This window comes from Flavobacterium terrigena, assembly GCF_900108955.1.
Classification (GTDB): Bacteria; Bacteroidota; Bacteroidia; order Flavobacteriales; family Flavobacteriaceae; genus Flavobacterium; species Flavobacterium terrigena.
In genome coordinates, this window is sequence record NZ_FNYA01000004.1 from 106,715 (window position 1) to 125,294 (window position 18,580).

Annotated in this window: 20 protein-coding genes and 1 tRNA gene; 10 read left to right on the forward strand and 11 right to left on the reverse strand. The window is 30.9% G+C overall.

Features of this window, described 5'->3' with window-relative positions; all coding sequences use genetic code 11:
* Nucleotides 1–22: 22 nt before the first annotated feature.
* Both BMX42_RS08285 and BMX42_RS08290 read right to left on the reverse strand, forming a co-directional pair.
* Complete coding sequence (locus tag BMX42_RS08285; RefSeq protein WP_091312139.1) at nt 23–739, reverse strand: tRNA threonylcarbamoyladenosine dehydratase; 717 nt, start codon at nt 737–739, stop codon at nt 23–25.
* A gap of 3 nt (nt 740–742) precedes the next feature.
* Nucleotides 743–1,396, reverse strand: a complete 654-nt coding sequence (locus tag BMX42_RS08290; protein WP_091312142.1) for a TatD family hydrolase — start codon at nt 1,394–1,396, stop codon at nt 743–745.
* A gap of 69 nt (nt 1,397–1,465) precedes the next feature.
* On the opposite strand from BMX42_RS08290, the gene BMX42_RS08295 reads away from it, so the two are divergent.
* From BMX42_RS08295 to BMX42_RS08315, 5 genes are all read left to right on the forward strand, one after another.
* On the forward strand, nt 1,466–2,704 hold the full coding sequence (locus BMX42_RS08295; RefSeq protein ID WP_091312146.1) for an MDR family MFS transporter: 1,239 nt from the start codon (nt 1,466–1,468) through the stop codon (nt 2,702–2,704).
* Nucleotides 2,705–2,769: 65 nt separating this feature from the next.
* Entirely contained in the window at nt 2,770–3,129 is a 360-nt protein-coding gene (locus tag BMX42_RS08300) for a BlaI/MecI/CopY family transcriptional regulator (protein WP_091312149.1), read from the forward strand.
* 2 nt (nt 3,130–3,131) lie between these two features.
* Nucleotides 3,132–4,904: a M56 family metallopeptidase gene (locus BMX42_RS08305; RefSeq protein ID WP_091312153.1), complete on the forward strand. Its 1,773-nt coding sequence runs from the start codon at nt 3,132–3,134 to the stop codon at nt 4,902–4,904.
* 12 nt (nt 4,905–4,916) lie between these two features.
* On the forward strand, nt 4,917–6,662 hold the full coding sequence (locus BMX42_RS08310; RefSeq protein WP_091312156.1) for a M56 family metallopeptidase: 1,746 nt from the start codon (nt 4,917–4,919) through the stop codon (nt 6,660–6,662).
* A gap of 130 nt (nt 6,663–6,792) precedes the next feature.
* Nucleotides 6,793–7,710 carry a hypothetical protein gene (locus BMX42_RS08315; protein WP_091312160.1) on the forward strand — a complete coding sequence of 306 codons (918 nt, stop codon included), beginning with the start codon at nt 6,793–6,795 and terminating at the stop codon, nt 7,708–7,710.
* A gap of 160 nt (nt 7,711–7,870) precedes the next feature.
* On the opposite strand, the gene smpB is transcribed toward BMX42_RS08315, so the two are convergent.
* Nucleotides 7,871–8,329, reverse strand: coding sequence for an SsrA-binding protein SmpB (gene smpB / locus BMX42_RS08320; protein WP_091312166.1), 459 nt, complete (start codon nt 8,327–8,329; stop codon nt 7,871–7,873).
* A gap of 126 nt (nt 8,330–8,455) precedes the next feature.
* On the opposite strand from smpB, the gene BMX42_RS08325 reads away from it, so the two are divergent.
* The 3 genes from BMX42_RS08325 to BMX42_RS08335 all read left to right on the forward strand — a co-directional run bounded on the left by BMX42_RS08325 (nt 8,456) and on the right by BMX42_RS08335 (nt 9,688).
* Nucleotides 8,456–8,734 carry a hypothetical protein gene (locus tag BMX42_RS08325; protein WP_245748277.1) on the forward strand — a complete coding sequence of 93 codons (279 nt, stop codon included), beginning with the start codon at nt 8,456–8,458 and terminating at the stop codon, nt 8,732–8,734.
* 13 nt (nt 8,735–8,747) lie between these two features.
* Nucleotides 8,748–9,404 carry a hypothetical protein gene (locus tag BMX42_RS08330; RefSeq protein ID WP_091312170.1) on the forward strand — a complete coding sequence of 219 codons (657 nt, stop codon included), beginning with the start codon at nt 8,748–8,750 and terminating at the stop codon, nt 9,402–9,404.
* 131 nt (nt 9,405–9,535) lie between these two features.
* Nucleotides 9,536–9,688 (forward strand): SsrA-binding protein, encoded by a 153-nt coding sequence (locus BMX42_RS08335; RefSeq protein WP_091312174.1) that lies wholly within the window; start codon nt 9,536–9,538, stop codon nt 9,686–9,688.
* Here BMX42_RS08335 and BMX42_RS08340 read toward each other — a convergent pair.
* Nucleotides 9,678–10,190, reverse strand: coding sequence for an adenine phosphoribosyltransferase (locus BMX42_RS08340; RefSeq protein ID WP_091312178.1), 513 nt, complete (start codon nt 10,188–10,190; stop codon nt 9,678–9,680). The two genes, BMX42_RS08335 and BMX42_RS08340, sit on opposite strands and share 11 nt — an antisense overlap.
* 149 nt (nt 10,191–10,339) lie before the next feature.
* Here BMX42_RS08340 and BMX42_RS08345 point away from each other — a divergent pair.
* Nucleotides 10,340–10,413, forward strand: a tRNA-Arg gene (locus tag BMX42_RS08345).
* Nucleotides 10,414–10,457: 44 nt separating this feature from the next.
* Here the strand turns inward: BMX42_RS08345 and BMX42_RS08350 are convergent.
* Nucleotides 10,458–10,943: a VOC family protein gene (locus tag BMX42_RS08350; protein ID WP_218141445.1), complete on the reverse strand. Its 486-nt coding sequence runs from the start codon at nt 10,941–10,943 to the stop codon at nt 10,458–10,460.
* Complete coding sequence (locus BMX42_RS08355) at nt 10,918–12,399, reverse strand: rhomboid family intramembrane serine protease (RefSeq protein ID WP_091312185.1); 1,482 nt, start codon at nt 12,397–12,399, stop codon at nt 10,918–10,920. Before BMX42_RS08355 ends, BMX42_RS08350 begins: the two co-directional genes overlap by 26 nt.
* Before the next feature lie 331 nt (nt 12,400–12,730).
* On the opposite strand from BMX42_RS08355, the gene BMX42_RS08360 reads away from it, so the two are divergent.
* Nucleotides 12,731–13,009 carry a hypothetical protein gene (locus tag BMX42_RS08360; protein ID WP_091312189.1) on the forward strand — a complete coding sequence of 93 codons (279 nt, stop codon included), beginning with the start codon at nt 12,731–12,733 and terminating at the stop codon, nt 13,007–13,009.
* 174 nt (nt 13,010–13,183) lie between these two features.
* Here BMX42_RS08360 and BMX42_RS08365 read toward each other — a convergent pair whose 3' ends face one another.
* From BMX42_RS08365 to BMX42_RS08385, 5 genes are all read right to left on the reverse strand, one after another.
* Nucleotides 13,184–13,966, reverse strand: coding sequence for a hypothetical protein (locus BMX42_RS08365; protein WP_091312193.1), 783 nt, complete (start codon nt 13,964–13,966; stop codon nt 13,184–13,186).
* A 270-nt stretch (nt 13,967–14,236) separates the two neighbouring features.
* On the reverse strand, nt 14,237–15,574 hold the full coding sequence (locus BMX42_RS08370; protein ID WP_091312196.1) for a DUF6602 domain-containing protein: 1,338 nt from the start codon (nt 15,572–15,574) through the stop codon (nt 14,237–14,239).
* Between the two features lie 162 nt (nt 15,575–15,736).
* On the reverse strand, nt 15,737–16,717 hold the full coding sequence (locus tag BMX42_RS08375) for a DUF3644 domain-containing protein (protein WP_091312200.1): 981 nt from the start codon (nt 16,715–16,717) through the stop codon (nt 15,737–15,739).
* A gap of 71 nt (nt 16,718–16,788) precedes the next feature.
* Complete coding sequence (locus tag BMX42_RS08380; protein WP_091312204.1) at nt 16,789–17,544, reverse strand: DUF6602 domain-containing protein; 756 nt, start codon at nt 17,542–17,544, stop codon at nt 16,789–16,791.
* Nucleotides 17,545–17,852: 308 nt separating this feature from the next.
* Complete coding sequence (locus BMX42_RS08385) at nt 17,853–18,551, reverse strand: HNH endonuclease (protein ID WP_091312208.1); 699 nt, start codon at nt 18,549–18,551, stop codon at nt 17,853–17,855.
* Between the last annotated feature and the right edge of the window lie 29 nt (nt 18,552–18,580).

Here is an 18,580-nt window from a genome sequence, read left to right on the forward strand (position 1 = left end):
GGTTTCAATAACCTGCCTTTTTTTATTTCTTAATTAAGTGTTTTACGACCGTTTCTGCGGCGTGTAAGCCAAAAAGTGCCGGCATCCAACTATTCGTACCATAAAATGATTTTTTGTAGTTAGAGCCATCTGTAGTCTTAATACTCGTCGCATCAGGGTGTTCCACAGAATATACGGCTTTTACACCTTTATTTATGCCTTCTTTTCTCAATCTTTTTCTAATGTTTTTCGCTAACGGGCAAACTTCTGTTTTACTAATGTCTCTTACAACGACCTTATTTACGTCGAATTTTCCACCAGCGCCCATATTGCTTATAACTTTTATTTTTTTACGTTTAGCAGCTACTAAAAGGTTGATTTTAGGTGTTAAGCTATCAATGCAGTCTAAAACATAATCAAATTCTGGAGTTACAATTTCAGTTGCGCGCTCTGGAGATAAAAATTCTTCTACTCTAATAAGACTTAATTCTGGATTAATATCTAGCAATCTATCGCCAACAATCTTAACTTTCGGTTCACCAACTGTGCTATGTAAGGCAGGTAATTGACGGTTAATATTTGTAATATCTACAGTGTCGCCATCAACAATTGTCATTTTTCCTACACCAGCACGAACTAAAAATTCTGCTGCAAACGATCCAACACCACCTAAACCAACAACTAATACGTTTGATTTTTGTAACTTATTTAAACCTTCTTCTTTGAATAATAACTCTGCTCTTTCTTGCCACTTTGCCATAACTTAATTCTTTTTATTAAAAACTGTTTGGTAATTGTTCCAAACTATTTCTTTCATTTCTTCCACAGAAATGTTTTTACATTTTGCTGCAAAAGTATAAACTTCTTCTAAACTTTCCACAATTGTATCTGTTTCTAAGAAAATTTTTTCATTCGGAATTTGTTTAAACACATCTCCTAATTCTGGATTTCGAAATAGGTATTTTCCAAAAGATAAATGAAAATCCTGATTCAATAATTGTTTCGCAATTTGAACGTTTTTTGAAAATCCATGAATGATAAAAGGGGAGGTGAGTCCGCTATTTTTTTTGCATGAAATCACTTCGTCAAAGGAAGCTACACAATGTAAAATTACAGGCTTTGAAACTTGGTGCAAAAGGTCTAATTGCGCCTCAAAAACGTCAATTTGAGTACTATAGATTTTATCTATACGTTTATCTAATCCACATTCCCCCAATGCAATACATTCTTTTAGTGAAAGTTTTTCTTTAACTATTTTCAAATCATCGCTCAAACGGTTGTCATCAATATGCCAAGGGTGAATTCCGATAGAATATAGCGGAATTTCCTCCGAAAATTCATTCGGATATTGATTTACAATTTCTAAAATCAAATCAGAATTGGTGTAAAAATGGGTATGTAAATTGATAAATTTCATAGAATACTTTTTGCAAAAATACTGCTTTTTGATAAGTATTTTGCCTAAATTTGTGACAGATAATTTATTATGATTCAGAAAGCATTTCGCAACTACATTTCTAACTTTCAGGGTTTTTCTCGTGAAATTTGGATACTCACACTTATTACTTTTATCAATAGAGCAGGCACAATGGTTTTACCATTTTTGTCCAAATACTTGCATGAAGATTTACATTTTTCATTATCTCAAGTTGGAACCATAATGGTCTTTTTTGGTATTGGTTCTATGTTAGGTTCTTGGTTGGGTGGAAAGCTTTCGGATACTATTGGATTTTATAAAATTATGATATTTAGTTTGCTAGTTAGTGGACTGATGTTTTTTGGGTTACGATATATTACTTCATTTGAAGGTTTATGTATTGGAATCTTCCTTTTAATGACAGTTGCCGACATGTTTCGACCGGCAATGTTTGTGTCAATTGGTGCTTATGCAAAACCAGAAAATCGAACTAGAGCTTTAACTTTAGTTCGATTAGCAATTAATTTAGGCTTTGCTGCCGGACCAGCTTTGGGGGGATTAATTATTATGAGTATTGGTTACAAAGGTTTGTTTTGGGTAGATGGGGTAACTTGTATTTTGGCGATATTAATATTTTGGTTAAAAGTAAAAGAGAAGAAAAAATCGACTTATTTAGATAAAGAACATCCTGGTGACGTTTTAGTAGAATCGGTTTTTAAAGATAAAATTTATTGGTTGTTTTTAGCTTCAACCTTAATTGTTGGAATTATGTTTTTCCAATTGTTCACCACTATTCCAATTTATCACCGAGAGCAATTCGGGTTAACCGAACTACAAACTGGTTTGTTATTAACTTTAAATGGTGTGTTGGTTTTCTTTTTAGAAATGCCAATTGTAAACTATATCGAAAAGAATAAAAAAGACAAACTGAAAGTAATTATTTTAGGTTGTTTCTTAATGACCATTAGTTTGTTTTTAATGTTAGTGAATACTTGGGCTGGTGTTTTAATAATTATGATGTTGTTTATGACATTCGCCGAAATGTTTAATTTTCCATTTTCAAATGCCTTTGCTTTGAGTCGTGCGCCAAAACATCAGCAGGGAAGATATATGGCTATTTTTACGATGACCTATAGTTTGGCTCATATTTTAAGTGCGAAAATCGGGATGACCATTATCGATAATAAAAAATATGGGTATCAAGGCAATTGGTTATTTATGGGAATCCTCGGATTGGTTGGAACTTTAATTGGAGTTTACGTTTATTATTTAGTGAAAAAAGAAAAGGCAAACGTTAAAATTAGTTAAATAACTATAAAAATAGTTGCGTAACTAGAAATATAGTTATAAGTTTGTATAACAAAAAAATAGTTATGCAAAAGTTAACCAACAAAGAAGAAGAAGTAATGCATATTTTATGGAAGCTAAAAAGAGCTTTCGTAAAAGATGTTTTGGCGGAGTTTACGGAAGACAAGCCTCACTACAACACGCTTTCTACAATTATCAGAAATTTAGAAGAAAAAGGATATGTTTCTTATAATGTGTATGGAAATACGCATCAATATCATCCAATTGTGGATATTGAAGAATACAGAAAAACCTTTATGAAAACGGCTATTCAGAATTATTTTGGTAATTCATACAAAAATTTGGTTTCGTATTTTGCTGAAGAAGAGAAAATTTCGGCTGACGAACTTCGTGAGATTTTAAATATCATCGAGAAAAAGAAATAGGTATGGAAGCCATTTTCACCTACATATTAAAAGTCAATGCTTTACTTCTGTTGTTCTATTTGGTGTATCAAATAGCGCTTTCAAGAGAAACATTCTACAAACATTCGAGATGGTTTTTACTTTCTGGATTGTTGGTTTCTTTAGTATTGCCTTTTATAACTTTTACCAAAATTGAATATTACGAAGTAGAGCAAGTATTAAGCAATTCTATTGAAAACAATGTGCCGCAGATGGTTCAAATTTCAAACGAAGTTGCACAAGAACCTACATTAACCAATCAAGAAATCTTGTTTTTGATTTACGGAATCATCTGTTTAGGATTTTTCATTAAAACGCTATTTGACTTTTTCAAATTATTTAAAATCATCAAAGTTTCCAATTCGGAAAAGAAAGATAAATTGGTTTATATCAATACGAATTTAGTTCACACGCCTTTTTCGTTCTTTAATTATATTGTTTTCAATGAGGAACTCATCAATCCCGTTGAATTGCAAAATATAATTAAACACGAAGAAGCGCATTCTAAGCAAAAACATAGTTTTGATACTTTGTTAGCGCAGTTTTTTATCATCCTTTTTTGGTTCAACCCGATTGTTTGGTTGTACCGAAAAAGTATCGTTCAAAATTTAGAATTTTTAGCGGATAGTTTCGCTATTCAACAAGTTTCAGATAAAGAGTATTATCAAAAAACGATGTTGAAAATCACAACTCAATCATCAAATATTGCCATCATCAATACATTCAATCAATCATCAATCAAAAAACGAATCATTATGTTAAACACAAACCAATCCAACAGAAAAAACATTTGGAAATTTGGAATTATTCTTCCATTTGTAACCGCATTTATGTTATTATTTCAAGTCGAAACTATAGCACAAGAGAAAGAATCAAAAGCAATTAAGAAAGAAATTAAAAAAGATGTAATTGTAAAAAATGAAGATTTTGAATCCATTTACAATTCACCTTACGAAAGCGATACCAAAGAAAATTTAAAAAGAGTTTATGTTATTAATGGTAAAGTTTACACAAAAGACGATTTAAAAGGAAAGAATATTGCTCAGTTTAATAGTAATGTTACAATTGATAAAATTGGTCCAAATGATGCAATTAAATTATACGGAAAAAACGCAAAAGATGGAGCTGTAATTTTTAAAGGAGATTGGAAAATTATTGACAATGTAATTGAACAAGTAAAAGGTGAAATTGAAATTTTTGATAAAGCAGAAATTACTTTCAAAGATGATAAAACGATATCAAAATTTTCAAAATCGTCAGAAATTGAAACCATTTCAGAAATTAAGAAAGAAGAAAAAGATCCTTTATTTATTGTGAACGGAAAAGAAATGAGACGTTCAGAAATTGTACATAAATCAGTGAATGTTGATGGAGATATTATTCATTATGAAGGAGAATCTGCAATTGAAAAATTTGGAGAAAAAGGAAAAGATGGCGTTTATGTTTTAAATGGTAAAACAACATTTTTAGACAAAGAAGAATTATTAAAACCAGTTCCTCAAAATCCAGAAAAAAAATATTTCTTACTAGCTAACGGTGATGGTTGTGTATTATTTAATGGTTACATGTTAAAAATCCCAACTTATCCATCAATCAATTTAAACGAATCTAAAAATAAAGTCTTTATTGACGATAAACAATTTCATAAAGACATGTTTTATAATTACGAACACAAAAACTTGAAATCTGTTAACGTATTAAAAGAATTTAAAGATGATGTTCAAGTAGGATATTCAGTTTACTTTACAACAAAATAAAAAAAAATAGGTATGGAAACCGTTTTTGCTTACATATTAAAAGTTAATGCTTTACTTCTGTTGTTCTATTTGGTATATCAAATAGCGCTTTCTAGAGAAACATTTTACAAACATTCTAGATGGTTTTTACTTTCAGGTTTGTTAACTGCTGTGTTGTTGCCATTTGTAACAATCATTAGAGTTGAATATTATGAAGCAAAACGAGTTATCAGTAATTCTATTGAAAACAATGTGCCACAAATGGTTCAAATTTCACAAGAAGCGGCTCAAGAACCTTTATTAACCAATCAAGAAATCTTGTTTTTGGTTTACGGAATTATCTGTTTCGGATTCTTGATTAAAACTATGTTTGATTTTTTTAAATTATTTAAAATTATTACGGTTTCCAATTCGGAAAAGAAAGACAAACTGGTTTATATCAATACAAATTTAGTTCACACCCCTTTTTCGTTCTTTAATTATATTGTTTTCAATGAGGAACTCATCAATCCCGTTGAATTAGAAAGTATAATGAAACATGAAGAAGCACATTCCTTGCAAAAACACAGTTTCGATACTTTGTTAGCACAGTTTTTTATCATCCTTTTTTGGTTCAATCCGATAGTTTGGTTGTACCGAAAAAGTATTGTACAAAATTTAGAATTTTTAGCCGATAGTTATGCTATCCAACAAGTTTCAGATAAAAAACATTATCAAAAAACTATGCTGAAAATCACATTACAACCACAGCATATTACAATCATCAATACATTTAATCAATCATCAATCAAAAAACGAATCGTTATGTTAAACACAAATCAATCCAACAAGAAAAACGCGTTAAAATACGCTATTGTAATCCCAGTTTTAGTAGCATTTATTATGCTATTTCAGGTAAAAGTTATCGCTAAAGAGAGAATTTCAAACTCTTATAATGAAGTGCAACATAAGCAACCTGATCAAAAATATGTAATTCAAAGTTCATCAACTGACAGTGAATTAAAAGAATATTCAAAACAATTTAAAAATGATTACAAAATCGATTTGAATATAAAAGGAATTAAAAGAAATTCGGATAAAGAAATCACGGCTATAAATATTACTTTAAATGATAACAAAGGAAGAAAAGCCAATCATAAAGTAGATGGAAAAGAAGCCATTGAACCAATTTACATCAATGTTTCTAAAGGTAAAAATGATAATTATAGTTTTGCTATTGGAATAAATGAAGATGATGAAGATATCGAAATTACGCTAAATGAAGATAATGATTTAGAAGCTGTCTCAGACCTTGAAGATATTGATATTGATGTTCAGGTAGATGTAGAAGGTATTGAAATGCCAGTTGCTCCAGTTTTAGATATCGATTTTCCTGAAGCACCAGAAGCACCAGAAATGCCAGAAGCACCTGAATCACCATCAAATCCAAATGATAAAAAAGCTTGGGCGAAATTTGAAAAAGATATGGATGTTTTTGAAAAAAACATGAAATCTAAAGAAGGAGATTGGAAAAAGTTCGAAGTGGAAATGAAAGTTTTTGAAGAGAAAATGAAGTCTTTTGAGCCAAATATGAAGAAATTTGAGCAAGAAATGAAGGTTTTTGAACAAAAAATGGAACTTCAAGGTAAAAAGATAGAAAAGAGAGTTGAGAAACAAATTAAAAGAGAAATGAAAGAATCAGGTTTTAATGATTCAAAAGGCGAAAAGGGTCCAAAGGGACCGAAAGGACCAAAAGGCCCAAAAGATATCAGAATAATTAAAAAAATAGATAAAGAGTAAGTTATAAGTTAAAAGGATTGTCAATTTGGCAATCCTTTTTTGTTAAAACCCGTTAATTAACAAAAAATTAGTTTTTCCTTTTTTATAAAAATTATATTTTTGAGCAACAAAATTTAAAAACCTAATTATTATGAACGCTAAAATGTTATTTCAAGGATTAGTATTGGCAAGCGCTATAACTTTTTTGCCAAGTACTACTTTTGCTCAAAACAATCGCTTACAGCAATTGTCTCAACCTAAAAACAATAGTTTCGAGTTGCGAATTGATAATGCTATGACAGACGCACAATTGAAGCAAGACGAAACGGATGCTAAGAAGTTCGATTTTGAAGTTTCTTTCACTGGTGTGAAGCGTAACGACAAGAAAGAAATTACGGCTATTAAAATCGCTTATAAAGACAAAGACGGAAATTCGGGGAATTATAATGTTGGTTCAGATAAACCAATTGCACCAATTTCGATTACTAAACAATTTGACGGAACTGGAAAAGGAGTAATTAACATTCAGTCTGGAGACAGAAGAAATGATATTTTCGGTAACGGTTTTGCAGGTTTAGGAAATGGTTTTGGTATGAATAGTTTCGACGGAATGATGAATAACGATATGTTTCAGCATTTAGATGGAGATGTTTTTAAAGGTTTATTAGACGGAAACACTATCGATTTAGAGAAATTTAAAGAATTACAAAAAGGATTCCCAATGGATTCTTTAGGTGGAAATTTTAAATCGTTCACATTTAAAGATGGCGATATTTTAGGAAACAATCCGGATATGAAATTGGAAGAAGAGAAAACCGATGAAAACGGAACAGTAACTAAGAAATATTCAGACGGAAAAGGAAACACAATGATTTTCTCTGAAAACTTCGGAAGTGGAACGCCAAACCAAAAGGAAAAAATTAAAATTGAAAGAAAATACAATACTAATGAAGATGCTAAATCAGATTTAGAAAAGCTAAAATCAGAATTAGAAAAAACAAGAACCGATTTAGAAAAACTAAAATCAGATTTACAAAAAGATAAAGCTCCTAAGAGTAAAAAGGGATAAGACATAAGGCAAAAGAGAAAAGTAAAAAGTTTTCAGTTCCAGTTTTTCAGTCTCAGGCTGAGTTTGTCGAAGTATTTAAAATAAAAACCCTATAATTTCATTTTGAAATTATAGGGTTTTTATTTTTTCTTATGTCTTTAAACTTTTGCCTTATCCCTTTTTACCTAAATTCTTTCTTAATTCTCGCAATATCACGTTTGGTATCATTTTCTTTCATGGTTTCACGCTTGTCGTAATTTTTCTTACCTCTACATAAAGCGATTTCCACTTTAGCAAAACCTTTTTCATTCGTATATAAACGTAAAGGCACAATAGTTAAACCTTTATTATCTGAGTCTTTATCTAGTTTTTTAAGCTCTTTTTTGTTTAAAAGCAATTTGCGTTCGCTTTTGGCTTTATGGTTGTAATGCGTACCAAAAGCATATTCTTCAATAGTTGCATTAATCAGAAATAGTTCGGTATGATCGTTAAATTCGCAAAAACTTTCCGCAATAGAAGCTTTTCCTAAACGAATCGATTTAATTTCCGTTCCAGTCAATACAATCCCAGCGTCATACTTGTCTATAATTTCATAGTCAAAGCGCGCACGTTTGTTTAATATGTTTATAATCTTTTGCATAGTAGGGCAAAATTAAGGTTTATTTTTGAAAGAAAATATTTAATTTTTTACGATTTACATTTGTTCATAAATATAAAAAAGTGTAACTTTATATAACTTAACCTAACCCTTTAAAATTTTAGTATTATGAGCGATTTTCAACTAATTGAAAAAGAAGAGGTTGCTTCTTTGAAATTTCCGCATAAAGAAGTAATGTCTGATAGAGATGATGTGATACAACGCAAGTCTGATTTAGAACGCGCTTTAACATTAGGAAATTTAGAACATTTAAAAATCAAAATCTTTTTTGAAGATGAATCTTCTAAAAAAGTGACGGAAACAACCGTTTGGGGAATTACGGCAGATGAAGTAATTCTGAAAAAAGGAGTAATCATACCTATAAACAGAATTCATAAAATAATTTAAAAACTGATTTAAAATGAAGAAAATCCTTTTATTATGTTTGTCAATGATGTTATCTTTAAGTGCAATGGCGCAAGAAACATCTGCAGGAGAAAAAAGAGCTCAAATTGAAAAAGCTAAAAACGAGCGAGTAGCGAAAGAGAAAAAAGCAAAAGCTAAAAAAGAAGCTGAAGTAGCTAAAGAGAAAAAAGAAGCAGCAGCTAAAAAAGAAGCAGCAAAAGCGAAAGCAACTAAAGAAAAAACGGATGCTAGAGCTAAAGTAGCTGATAAAAAAGCCAAAGAAACTAAAGAAACGGCAGATAAAATAAAAGCGGATAAAGCAAAATCAGATAAAGCTAAAGCAGCTGCGAAAGCAAAAGCCGCTAAAGCAAAAGAAAGTAGTGCATCTGCAACAGGAGCAGCGAAAGCTGCAGCTGGAAAAGCAAAAGCAGCTGGAAATAAAGCAGAGGCAGCAGCTAACAAAACAGAAGCTAAATCTAAAGTAAAGAAAAAAACGCCTGCTGAAATTAAAGAAGATGTGAAAGAAACAGCAGCTTCTAAGGCAGCTGAAAAACAAGTAAAAGACAAAGCAACTGGAATGTATAACGGTAAAAAAGTGTATACAGGACCAAGAGGTGGAAGATACTACATCAATAAAAATGGTAACAAAACGTATATTAGCGACGATAAATAGAAGGTTCTCGATACATTCCGATGAAAAATCGGAGCACTCGAACTGACGAAGCTAAAAAATATCAAAATCCCATATTGTTTTAACAACGATATGGGATTTTTTTTAGTAGTTTTGCGCCAAACAAAAAAAGAATGTTTAAAATTTTAGCTAAAATTAATAAAGCGGTTTTACCAAGTTATTCCAAGCAACGTCTTGATTTAGCGAGAGCTACAAAATTGCAAAAAGCAATTATTGCTTGGCGCTATTTTATTACATGTAAAGCTTTAGATGAAACTAATAAGTAATCGCAGCAAATATTTCTTTTCCAGTTAATTTGTTTCTTCCGTTTAAAAAAGACAATTCCATTAGAAAATTTACTTGTACAATTTCACCACCTAATTGTTCTATTAATTTGCAAACTGCTTCAGCGGTTCCACCAGTGGCTAATACATCATCGTGAATGAGTACTTTGTCGCCAGGTTGAATGGCATCAATATGTATTTCAAGGCTATCTGTTCCATATTCTAAAGCATAAGATGCGGAAATGGTTTTATAGGGTAATTTTTTGGGTTTACGAACAGGAACAAATCCTGCATTTAATTCTTGAGCCAAAAGCGTTCCGAAGAAAAAACCTCGACTTTCCACACCAACTACTTTATCAATTTTTCTATCTTTTAGAGTACTAGCCAAAGTATTCAAACAAAATTTTGTGGCTTCATGATTTAATAATAGAGGAGTAATGTCTTTAAAAAGAATCCCTTCCTTAGGGAAATTAGGTATATCTCTTAAAAAATCTTCAATTTTCATAGGCTGTTAATTCGTTTGTGTTTAAAAGTTAAAGATACAGAATGTTGATTTACAATAGAATGATAGAACCAATGTTTTTTTATTTACTTTTTTATTGAAAAACATTTGGAAGGAATAGATTTATTCTTATATTTGCACTCACAAAAAATGGCCTTGTGGCGCAACTGAATAGCGCACTTGATTACGGCTCAAGAGGTTTCTGGTTTGAATCCAGACAAGGTCACAAAAGCGAAAAGAGCATCAAGAAATTGATGCTCTTTTTTTGTTTTATTTAAGCTGTTCTGCAATTCCGATTAGGATTCCTTCAGGGCTGCGGATGTAACAAAGTCTGTAGATGTCTTGGTAGTTAACAACTTCTTCTACAAGTTGTGCACCGTGTTTGTATAGTCTTTCTAATGTGTTGTCTATATCTGCGACGGCGAACATCACTCGTAAATAACCTAAAGCATTTATAGGAGCGTTGCGATGATCTTCTATCACTTCTGGGCGAATGTATTTGCATAGCTCTAATCGGCTGTTTCCGTCTGGTGTAACCATCATGGCAATTTCTACGGATTGATCTTTTAATCCTGTTACTCTACCAGACCATTCGCCTTCAATCATGGCTCTTCCTTCTAATTGTAAGCCGAGTTCTTGAAAAAAAGAAATGGTTTCGTCAAGGTTTGCTACCACAATTCCGACATTGTCCATTCGAAGTAAATTGTTTTTTGTCATGGTTTCTTTTGTTTTATTGACTCTGTTGTTGGCTCTCAAGTTCTTTCATTTTCGCATTTATTTGTATGCCGTAATTTTCTATTTGTGAATTGTATTTATCAGTGTCTTCCAAAACTGCTTTGTAAAGTAACTCATAGCTCTTAATTCGTAGTTCACAATATTCTTTCAAAATTAAATTGCGTTTTCTTATTTCAAGAGGTAAGTCTAATTCTTTAAAACTATCAATTAGCTTGATGTTTTCATTCCAATAGTAAATTCCTACGTCTTTAATCGAATAAAGTAATTTGTCGTTTGGTGTGTTTGGTGGTAAGTTATAAAATTCTAAAGCCATTGATTCAATTGAAACAAATTCTTTCATTTGTGCATCGTATGTTCCAATATCATTTGGTATTTTTTTGTAAACAGCAAAAGAAGAAGTAAGAATTAGAATTGACAATAAACCAATTGTTCCAAATTTCAATTTGTTTTCTTTAGGTTTTTTTAGACTTGGAATTAAAGTATAACCAATAACAAAACCACCAAGTAAACCGCCAATGTGGGCTGCGTTGTCAATACCTCCCTTAAGTCCATTAATTAAATTGAAACCAACAAAAATGGCAATACTTGTTAATAAGGTTTTTCGAGTTGCTTTCTCAACTAAATCAGTTGTAAGCAAAGCAAGAAAAACACCATACATACCAAATATTGCACCTGATGCACCGGCACTTATGGTAAAGTCGTTCCACCATAAACTTGCAATACTTGCCGTAATTCCTGTTAGTAGGTAGGCAGAAATATATCTGGTTCTTCCTAAAAGAGGTTCTAATAAAACACCAATATAAAGCAAGGCATACATATTCATTAGGAGGTGAAAAACCCCAATATGCAAAAAGCAATTGGTTATTATTCGCCACCATTCACCTTCTAAAGTTAATGGTCGGAAGTTTGCACCCCAATTCAATAAACTTTCATTGTCTGGTTGCATAATATTTACGCCACTAATTACCATTAAAATGAAAATTATAATATTCAAATCTAATAGAATTGGTGTAACAAAATAATCTTGAGTTGGTTTGAAGATAGAAAAGAAATCTGTAATTTGTTCCGTTTTTGTTGCAGGAGGCAATTTCAAAATATCTTCTTCTTGAGGAACAAGTTGTTCTTTTAGTTCTTGATATTTTATATCAAGTTCTTCTTTTGTTATGGTTGGTTTTAGTTTTTCTAAATGGTTAATGAAATTGGTAACATTTTTCTTGTTTTTACCCCAATCCACCATTTCGCTTCCAGTTGATTCACTATTAATGGTAGCAATTCCGTTTTCTATTTTGATTTTAATTTCTGCGTTCCAAGAAAACATTCCATTATCGGTATAGGCAATAAGTCCGTTGTCGCTTATGTAATTAACATTCCAATCTATTTTTGTTGCTGTCTCATTTGCTAATGCAAGAAATTGCTGTTGTGATAAGTCGTTAAGAGAAATGTTCTCAAGGTGTTTTGGTGTAAATCCTACTGCCATGTTTTGCTATTGTCTGTTAGTTGTTCTGTATTGTATGGTCTACAATTGTATATAACTTTTATATACGCTCAACTCTGTTGGAGCTTTCCAAATATACAAATTTCTTACAAAATATAAACTTTATAGAGATGTGTGATTTTTGATTTACGATTTTTGATTTGCGAAGCGCTGAGTTTGAACTTGGAATGTTAAACTTGGAATTTTGAATTTTGATGTGGATTGCGGGTAAATATTAGCCACGAATTACACGGATTTAGCGAATTTATTTAAGAAAGGTTACGTAAATCTAGCAGCGGAAGCAAGTTTTACAACGTCGGAAGCGAGTTTTATAATGTCGGAAGGTAGTTTTACAACGTCGGAAGGTAGTTTTATAATTGCGGAAGGTAGTTTTACAACGTCGGAAGGGAGTTTTATAATGTCGGAAGGTAGTTTTATGATGTCGGAAGCGAGTTTTATAACGTCGGAAGCAAGTTTTACAACGTCGGAAGGTAGTTTTATAACGTCGGAAGCTAGTTTTATAATGTCGGAAGGGAGTTTTATAACGTCGGAAGGTAGTTTTAGAATGTCGGAAGCGAGTTTTATAACGTCGGAAGGTAGTTTTAGAATGTAGGAAGGGAGTTTTATAATGTCGGAAGCGAGTTTTGTAATGTCGGAAGGTAGTTTTATAATGTCGGAAGCGAGTTTTATAATAGCGGAAGGTAGTTTTATAATGTCGGAAGCGAGTTTTATAATGTCGGAAGGTAAATATTAAAATGGGGTTGCTAAATTTTATATTGTAGTTAGCTTATCTCTTTTCTTTTTTAAAAAGAATACCTTTTATTTGGTCGTATTCTGGGCTTGTGGCTCCGTATACTGATTTTACGTATTTTTTTACTTCTAATGCGGTGTCTACTAAACCTGTAGTGGTGTCGTATAATGTTTTGTTACGTTGTATTCTTGAATTGCTGATATTAATGTATGCAGTGATAACGGCATTGTTTTTTGCAATTAATTCGGCTTGCTTGGCTGTTAAAGTAGCTACTTTTAAATCGTTTTCATTTGGTTGGTAGCTGGTTTCTGATTCTAGTACAGAGATTAATGCCGCAAAGTGTTGAATTAATTGATCATACGATTGTTGGGACGTGCTTATTGTGTTTGGTGCAGGTGCATTTGGGTCGGTTGGGGTTTGAATTGCTGCTGCTCTTCCACCTTGCATTTTACGATTGAAACCTTTGGCATCGCTGATTTTTTCTTTTGGTGCATTTGTAGTTTGCAATGCACTTACTAAACGTGTTGATAATCCTTTTAGTACTGAAAAAGCAATTACTCTGTCGTTCACGGCATTGTTGTAGGCGGTGTTTTTGGTGATTACATCTGCCAATTTGGTTTCTGCAGTTGCGACAATTGCGTTGAGTTGCGGGATTTTTAAAGCTTCTTTTGATGGGTTGTACGTTGCTCCGTAGCCTGTAACGAATGCAATAAGTTCTTGAAAGTGAGCAATGTTTTTGGCATGCCCGGTTTCACTCACGGAGCTTTTGTGTTTTGTTTTTGTGGTGTTTGCGCTTGCTAAGCCAGATGTTGACTCCATAATTAAATGTGTTTAATAGGTTAATAAAAAATTTAAGATGGCGAAAATAGGGAAACAATTGTTATAAATGAAAGTTTTTTACTACAAATTGTTAAATGAGGGATAAGTGATAAGTAAATAGGGAAAAGGGAATGGGAGTGAAGTGAGGAAATAAAAAAGAGCATCAGGGAAATGATGATCTTTTTTTTGTTTTTACGAGACCACTCGAAAGGATTGACTTCGTTGGATTTTATTTTGCGTTGTATTAGGGATAGTATTTTATATTTATGTTTATAAAAATTCGATATTTTTTTCGGTAATCTTTATAACTTTTTCAACAGAACAGAACTCTTTATTGTTTATTGGATAATAAACGATTCTAACTGGAATTTCTATTTTTTCATTTCTTAAATGCTCTTTTAAATTTTTTATATCGCTAGTAAAATCCATTTCAAAAGAAATACTATGTTCAGAAGTTTCTCCTGCAGGTAATTCAGATTTAGTTTTAAAAGAGTTACCAGTATAAATTACAGAGACATTTCCTGTATTTTTAATTGATATTACAAATTTTAGTAAAGGTTTAGATGAATTGTAGTCAATTTTATTTAAATCTTCTCTTAATTTGACTTCCAAAAAAGGCTTTCCTTTTTCTGGTTTAGAATTTTGTAAGGAAGCTTTTTTTATTTTTAAAATATCAAAAATTTGACCAAAAACAGTTCTGTTTTTGTCATTAAGTGCTATTCCTTCAAGTGTACTTAATAAGTCTATGTGAAAATCGGCGAAATAACTTCTCGACCAATATAAATAAATTGATTTGGAATTTTCACCATACATTGTACCATAGCATTTGGTTACTGCAGTGGTATTTTCTGGAGTTTGTAAAAGTTTTACACCTGCTCCGAATTCACTGGTTATTATTTCTCCATCTTCTGTAGAATAAATACTTAAATCGTCAATAGGTTTTGCAATAGGTTTAGAATGTATTTTATCACCTGGTTTAATCGGATTACCATTAAGCAGCGATATTCTTCCAATAGCTGAGTAATCATTTTCATATCTTAAAACCATACCTCCAGTAAAACCGAAGACATCTTTACCTTTCATAAGTTCCTTTATGATTGATTCATCGTTGTTGTCTTTTTCTTTTAAATCTATAAAAATTACACCACAACTATATAGTGGATTTAATTGTTCTTTAAAGCTTTCGGTTTCATTAAGTTTTTTTATTGAATTTGAAACATTTAATTTAGTTAATCTAGATTTAACTTCATAAACAGCTACAACATGCTTCGCTGGAATTGCTCGATATTTTCCTTGTTCACTTTGGTCATAGTTACCTTCAGTCCATAAAATAGGAGCTTCTAACTGATTGAATATAATAATATCGTAGTGATAAAGTCTAATATTATCATTATATAGATTCGGGATGATGTATCCAGAAGTTACACCATATTTTTTTGGAAGAAATTCGGATAGCCATTTTCGAATGTGAGCTTCTACTCCAAGTCCGTGTGCAATTTGAACTGGACGATTTTTTGTTTGTTGGATAATTTTATCGAATTCGGATAATATAGTTTCTCTATTCTGATTAAATTCTTTCCAACCATGTTGTCCAAAATAGTTTTCCATTTTTATTAATTAATTATTATCGTTAACTTATTTATATTCTCAACTTTAGTTGAGCTTTTCAAATTTATAAAAAATCCTACCAAAAAATCCTGAAAGTTTCTATTTTCAGGATTTTTTGATATAATAAATCACTCGAAAGGATTCGCGCTGTAGCGGGGTAGTTTATTTGTATAAATCTCCACTTTTTTGACAATATTCCTGCACCTCATTAAGCCAATTATCATACCAATACCACGTTTTTGCTACTTGTGTTCCATAACCTAATAATGGATTTTTAGCATCTTTTTCTTTCCATAATAGTGTATGTTGATAAGCTGTAAATTTTGGATAGCCGTTTGCTTGCATAAAATCATAAATTTCTCCGGGCAAGTGTTTTTTCTTTTCTCTCTCCTTTACTAAAACATATTCTTTATTTAATCCTTCAGCTTCAGGTGAATTTGCGGGTATAAATTCAATGACTTTATCTGCTTGACCTTTTCTATTTACAGCTTTTGGTACATAAAGTACTCGATAGGAATACCTTATGTTATTATAATCTTGGTCAGTTAATTCATTATCAAAGTCATTTATGTATGATGCAATATTTGATGGCAGATCAGTAAATTTTCTTAGTTGATTTGCATGTTCTTCTTTAATAGTTGAAAACTGGAGTGAAAAGGATAAATGTTTATCTATACCGTAAGAATCGCCAAATAATTGTTTTATAAAGTCATTGTAATTTAAACAGCAAGCTTGAAATCTGGCACTCAGATACTCATCTATTTTTGTAGTCATTTGGTGTTCAATTTCATGTCGTAACCCAATTAAAAATTTTAGATTGGCTTTTGTAATGTTATCTATTGGGCAATCTTTATCATCAAGACATCGTTCTAATTCCCAATATTTAAAAGCACCTTTTTTAGTTTTATCAAATTTTTTTCTTTGTCCAGTTTGTCTAAAATATCTATATTCAATTTTCTTATCTCGATAATGAGCGTGTAGTAAATACATCCATGATATATTTGCTAAAATGATGAAATTTTCAGATTTAAAATGAATATTTGGATTATTAAATATTTGAACTGCACTCAGCATTGCTTCTCTCGATTTGACAAGAAGTTCTTCTTTAAAAGAACCAATTTTTCTATTTCTTTTTACTGTCATTATGAGTTTTAATTATTATCAATTATTGTTTTGAGAATCAAATATTTTGCATTCCCTTAAAACAATTGTTACTATATTATTTGTGATCGCTGTTCTTTGTCGATGGGAAACCAAAGTTGGTTATTGAACATGACTGATTCTTCATTTAGGTGCGAAATTAAATTTGAAATAAAAAACGAAAAAGACAAGTCTTCTATGTCATATAAATATCCATTTCTATCATTATCTCTTGTATTCCAGAATTTATAGAATATATCCTTATTGAAACTGATGTGATTAACTTTAAATAGATGACTTCGTTCATCTTCGTTTATCGTGTTGTTAGCATTTCTAATTTTAATTCTAAGATTTTCACTATCTAAAACTCTTAACCTTTCATGACCTACATAAGAAAAAATGCCGTTAAATAAAGGCTTTAAATGATTTGATTTCGCGTTGAAAATAAATTGTCCAATTTCATTTGCTTTACGTATAACTTTTTCAGGATTTTGATTTTTTAAATTAGCTTTTACCTCAATTATTGCTTCAACAGAATCTGCACTTACAATTACAAAATCACCTTCACTAAATAGAACAGGAAAATTATTATTATAAATAAGGATGTCTATTTGTTTACTAGGTTCATGGCTACCACGTTCTTGATTTTGTTTAATTACAAAACCACTTGCTATAGAATAATTTTTTGGTAAAAATCTTTTAATTATTGTTTTCAAAACAGCCTCTTGGTAATTACCATCTTCACCCCAATGTGATATCAAAAGACGAACACGGTCTTTAATTGCAAGTAATTCTTTAGTTGTTGTTTTGTGAAATTCGACTGTATTCATGGTGATTTTATTTGTTATTGCGGTTACAAGCCGTCATGAGCATTATTTTGTGATTATTTTTTATATCTTTTCTAGACTTAATTACTTTTGTGTTAAATACATAATTTTGTTTTAATCATTTATGACAAATAAACAACAATATTAATTCTTACATATACGTAGAAATACCTGTTTTTCAAATATTTTGTATTTAATTTTCAGTTGTTTTATAAACCTAAAAAATCCTGAAATAAACTTTCAGGATTTTTTAGGTTTTGTGGCACGGATTACCAATCCGTTCTATCTGGGCTTTTTGTAACTGTATTTTTTTACAATCTAAAAATATATTCTCTGTGTAATTTCAGATTATCATGATTTGGATTATCTGATTTTGGTATTTTAAATTTTTTGCTTTTTATCTGATTTACTACACTTTGACTTAATTCTTGAGAGATTAACATTGAGTAATCTTCATTTAATGTAATAAATCCTTTATCAAATAATTTATCATGAAAATTACATAGTAATATACAATTATCTAAATCCAACCTTTTACTCTTATCACTTTTCCATGGAACAATATGACTAGCAACTAATAATTCAGATTGGTCATTATCACAAAAAGCACAACAATTATTATAATTTTCTGAAACATATTCTTTTAAGACATCTTGATATACTCGTGTTTTTACAGTTGATAATCTTTCTGTTTCTTTATTATTAGGATTAATAGGTTTTCTTTCTATTAAAGCTCTTGCTTCATCAAGTGTTGCTATATAACTTATTATAATTTCTTGAGCATCTGAATCTAGATTCCCTATTTCTTCTAAACTATCTTTTAAAATACCTTTTGACTCTTTTTTTAAGTCAAAATGATGGAGAATTTTCATTGTTTCATATCCACCTCCATTCTGGGGTGCTGGTAAACTTAATATTTTTTTTTGGATATCTCGATGACTTTTAGATTCAACTAAGTATGCAAATAGTACTTTGGCTATAATATAATTATCTAGTTTTTCAATTTTCATGTGATTGGTATAAAATTTCTGCTAACTTG

Bases quoted from the DNA above. Each gene is read 5' to 3' on its own strand.
- BMX42_RS08285 (WP_091312139.1), bottom strand. From the start codon at position 739: ATGGCAAAGTGGCAAGAAAGAGCAGAGTTATTATTCAAAGAAGAAGGT.
- BMX42_RS08290 (WP_091312142.1), bottom strand. From the start codon at position 1,396: ATGAAATTTATCAATTTACATACCCATTTTTACACCAATTCTGATTTG.
- BMX42_RS08295 (WP_091312146.1), top strand. From the start codon at position 1,466: ATGATTCAGAAAGCATTTCGCAACTACATTTCTAACTTTCAGGGTTTT.
- BMX42_RS08300 (WP_091312149.1), top strand. From the start codon at position 2,770: ATGCAAAAGTTAACCAACAAAGAAGAAGAAGTAATGCATATTTTATGG.
- BMX42_RS08305 (WP_091312153.1), top strand. From the start codon at position 3,132: ATGGAAGCCATTTTCACCTACATATTAAAAGTCAATGCTTTACTTCTG.
- BMX42_RS08310 (WP_091312156.1), top strand. From the start codon at position 4,917: ATGGAAACCGTTTTTGCTTACATATTAAAAGTTAATGCTTTACTTCTG.
- BMX42_RS08315 (WP_091312160.1), top strand. From the start codon at position 6,793: ATGAACGCTAAAATGTTATTTCAAGGATTAGTATTGGCAAGCGCTATA.
- smpB (WP_091312166.1), bottom strand. From the start codon at position 8,329: ATGCAAAAGATTATAAACATATTAAACAAACGTGCGCGCTTTGACTAT.
- BMX42_RS08325 (WP_245748277.1), top strand. From the start codon at position 8,456: ATGAGCGATTTTCAACTAATTGAAAAAGAAGAGGTTGCTTCTTTGAAA.
- BMX42_RS08330 (WP_091312170.1), top strand. From the start codon at position 8,748: ATGAAGAAAATCCTTTTATTATGTTTGTCAATGATGTTATCTTTAAGT.
- BMX42_RS08335 (WP_091312174.1), top strand. From the start codon at position 9,536: ATGTTTAAAATTTTAGCTAAAATTAATAAAGCGGTTTTACCAAGTTAT.
- BMX42_RS08340 (WP_091312178.1), bottom strand. From the start codon at position 10,190: ATGAAAATTGAAGATTTTTTAAGAGATATACCTAATTTCCCTAAGGAA.
- BMX42_RS08355 (WP_091312185.1), bottom strand. From the start codon at position 12,399: ATGGCAGTAGGATTTACACCAAAACACCTTGAGAACATTTCTCTTAAC.
- BMX42_RS08360 (WP_091312189.1), top strand. From the start codon at position 12,731: ATGTCGGAAGGTAGTTTTACAACGTCGGAAGGTAGTTTTATAATTGCG.
- BMX42_RS08365 (WP_091312193.1), bottom strand. From the start codon at position 13,966: ATGGAGTCAACATCTGGCTTAGCAAGCGCAAACACCACAAAAACAAAA.
- BMX42_RS08370 (WP_091312196.1), bottom strand. From the start codon at position 15,574: ATGGAAAACTATTTTGGACAACATGGTTGGAAAGAATTTAATCAGAAT.
- BMX42_RS08375 (WP_091312200.1), bottom strand. From the start codon at position 16,717: ATGACAGTAAAAAGAAATAGAAAAATTGGTTCTTTTAAAGAAGAACTT.
- BMX42_RS08380 (WP_091312204.1), bottom strand. From the start codon at position 17,544: ATGAATACAGTCGAATTTCACAAAACAACAACTAAAGAATTACTTGCA.
- BMX42_RS08385 (WP_091312208.1), bottom strand. From the start codon at position 18,551: ATGAAAATTGAAAAACTAGATAATTATATTATAGCCAAAGTACTATTT.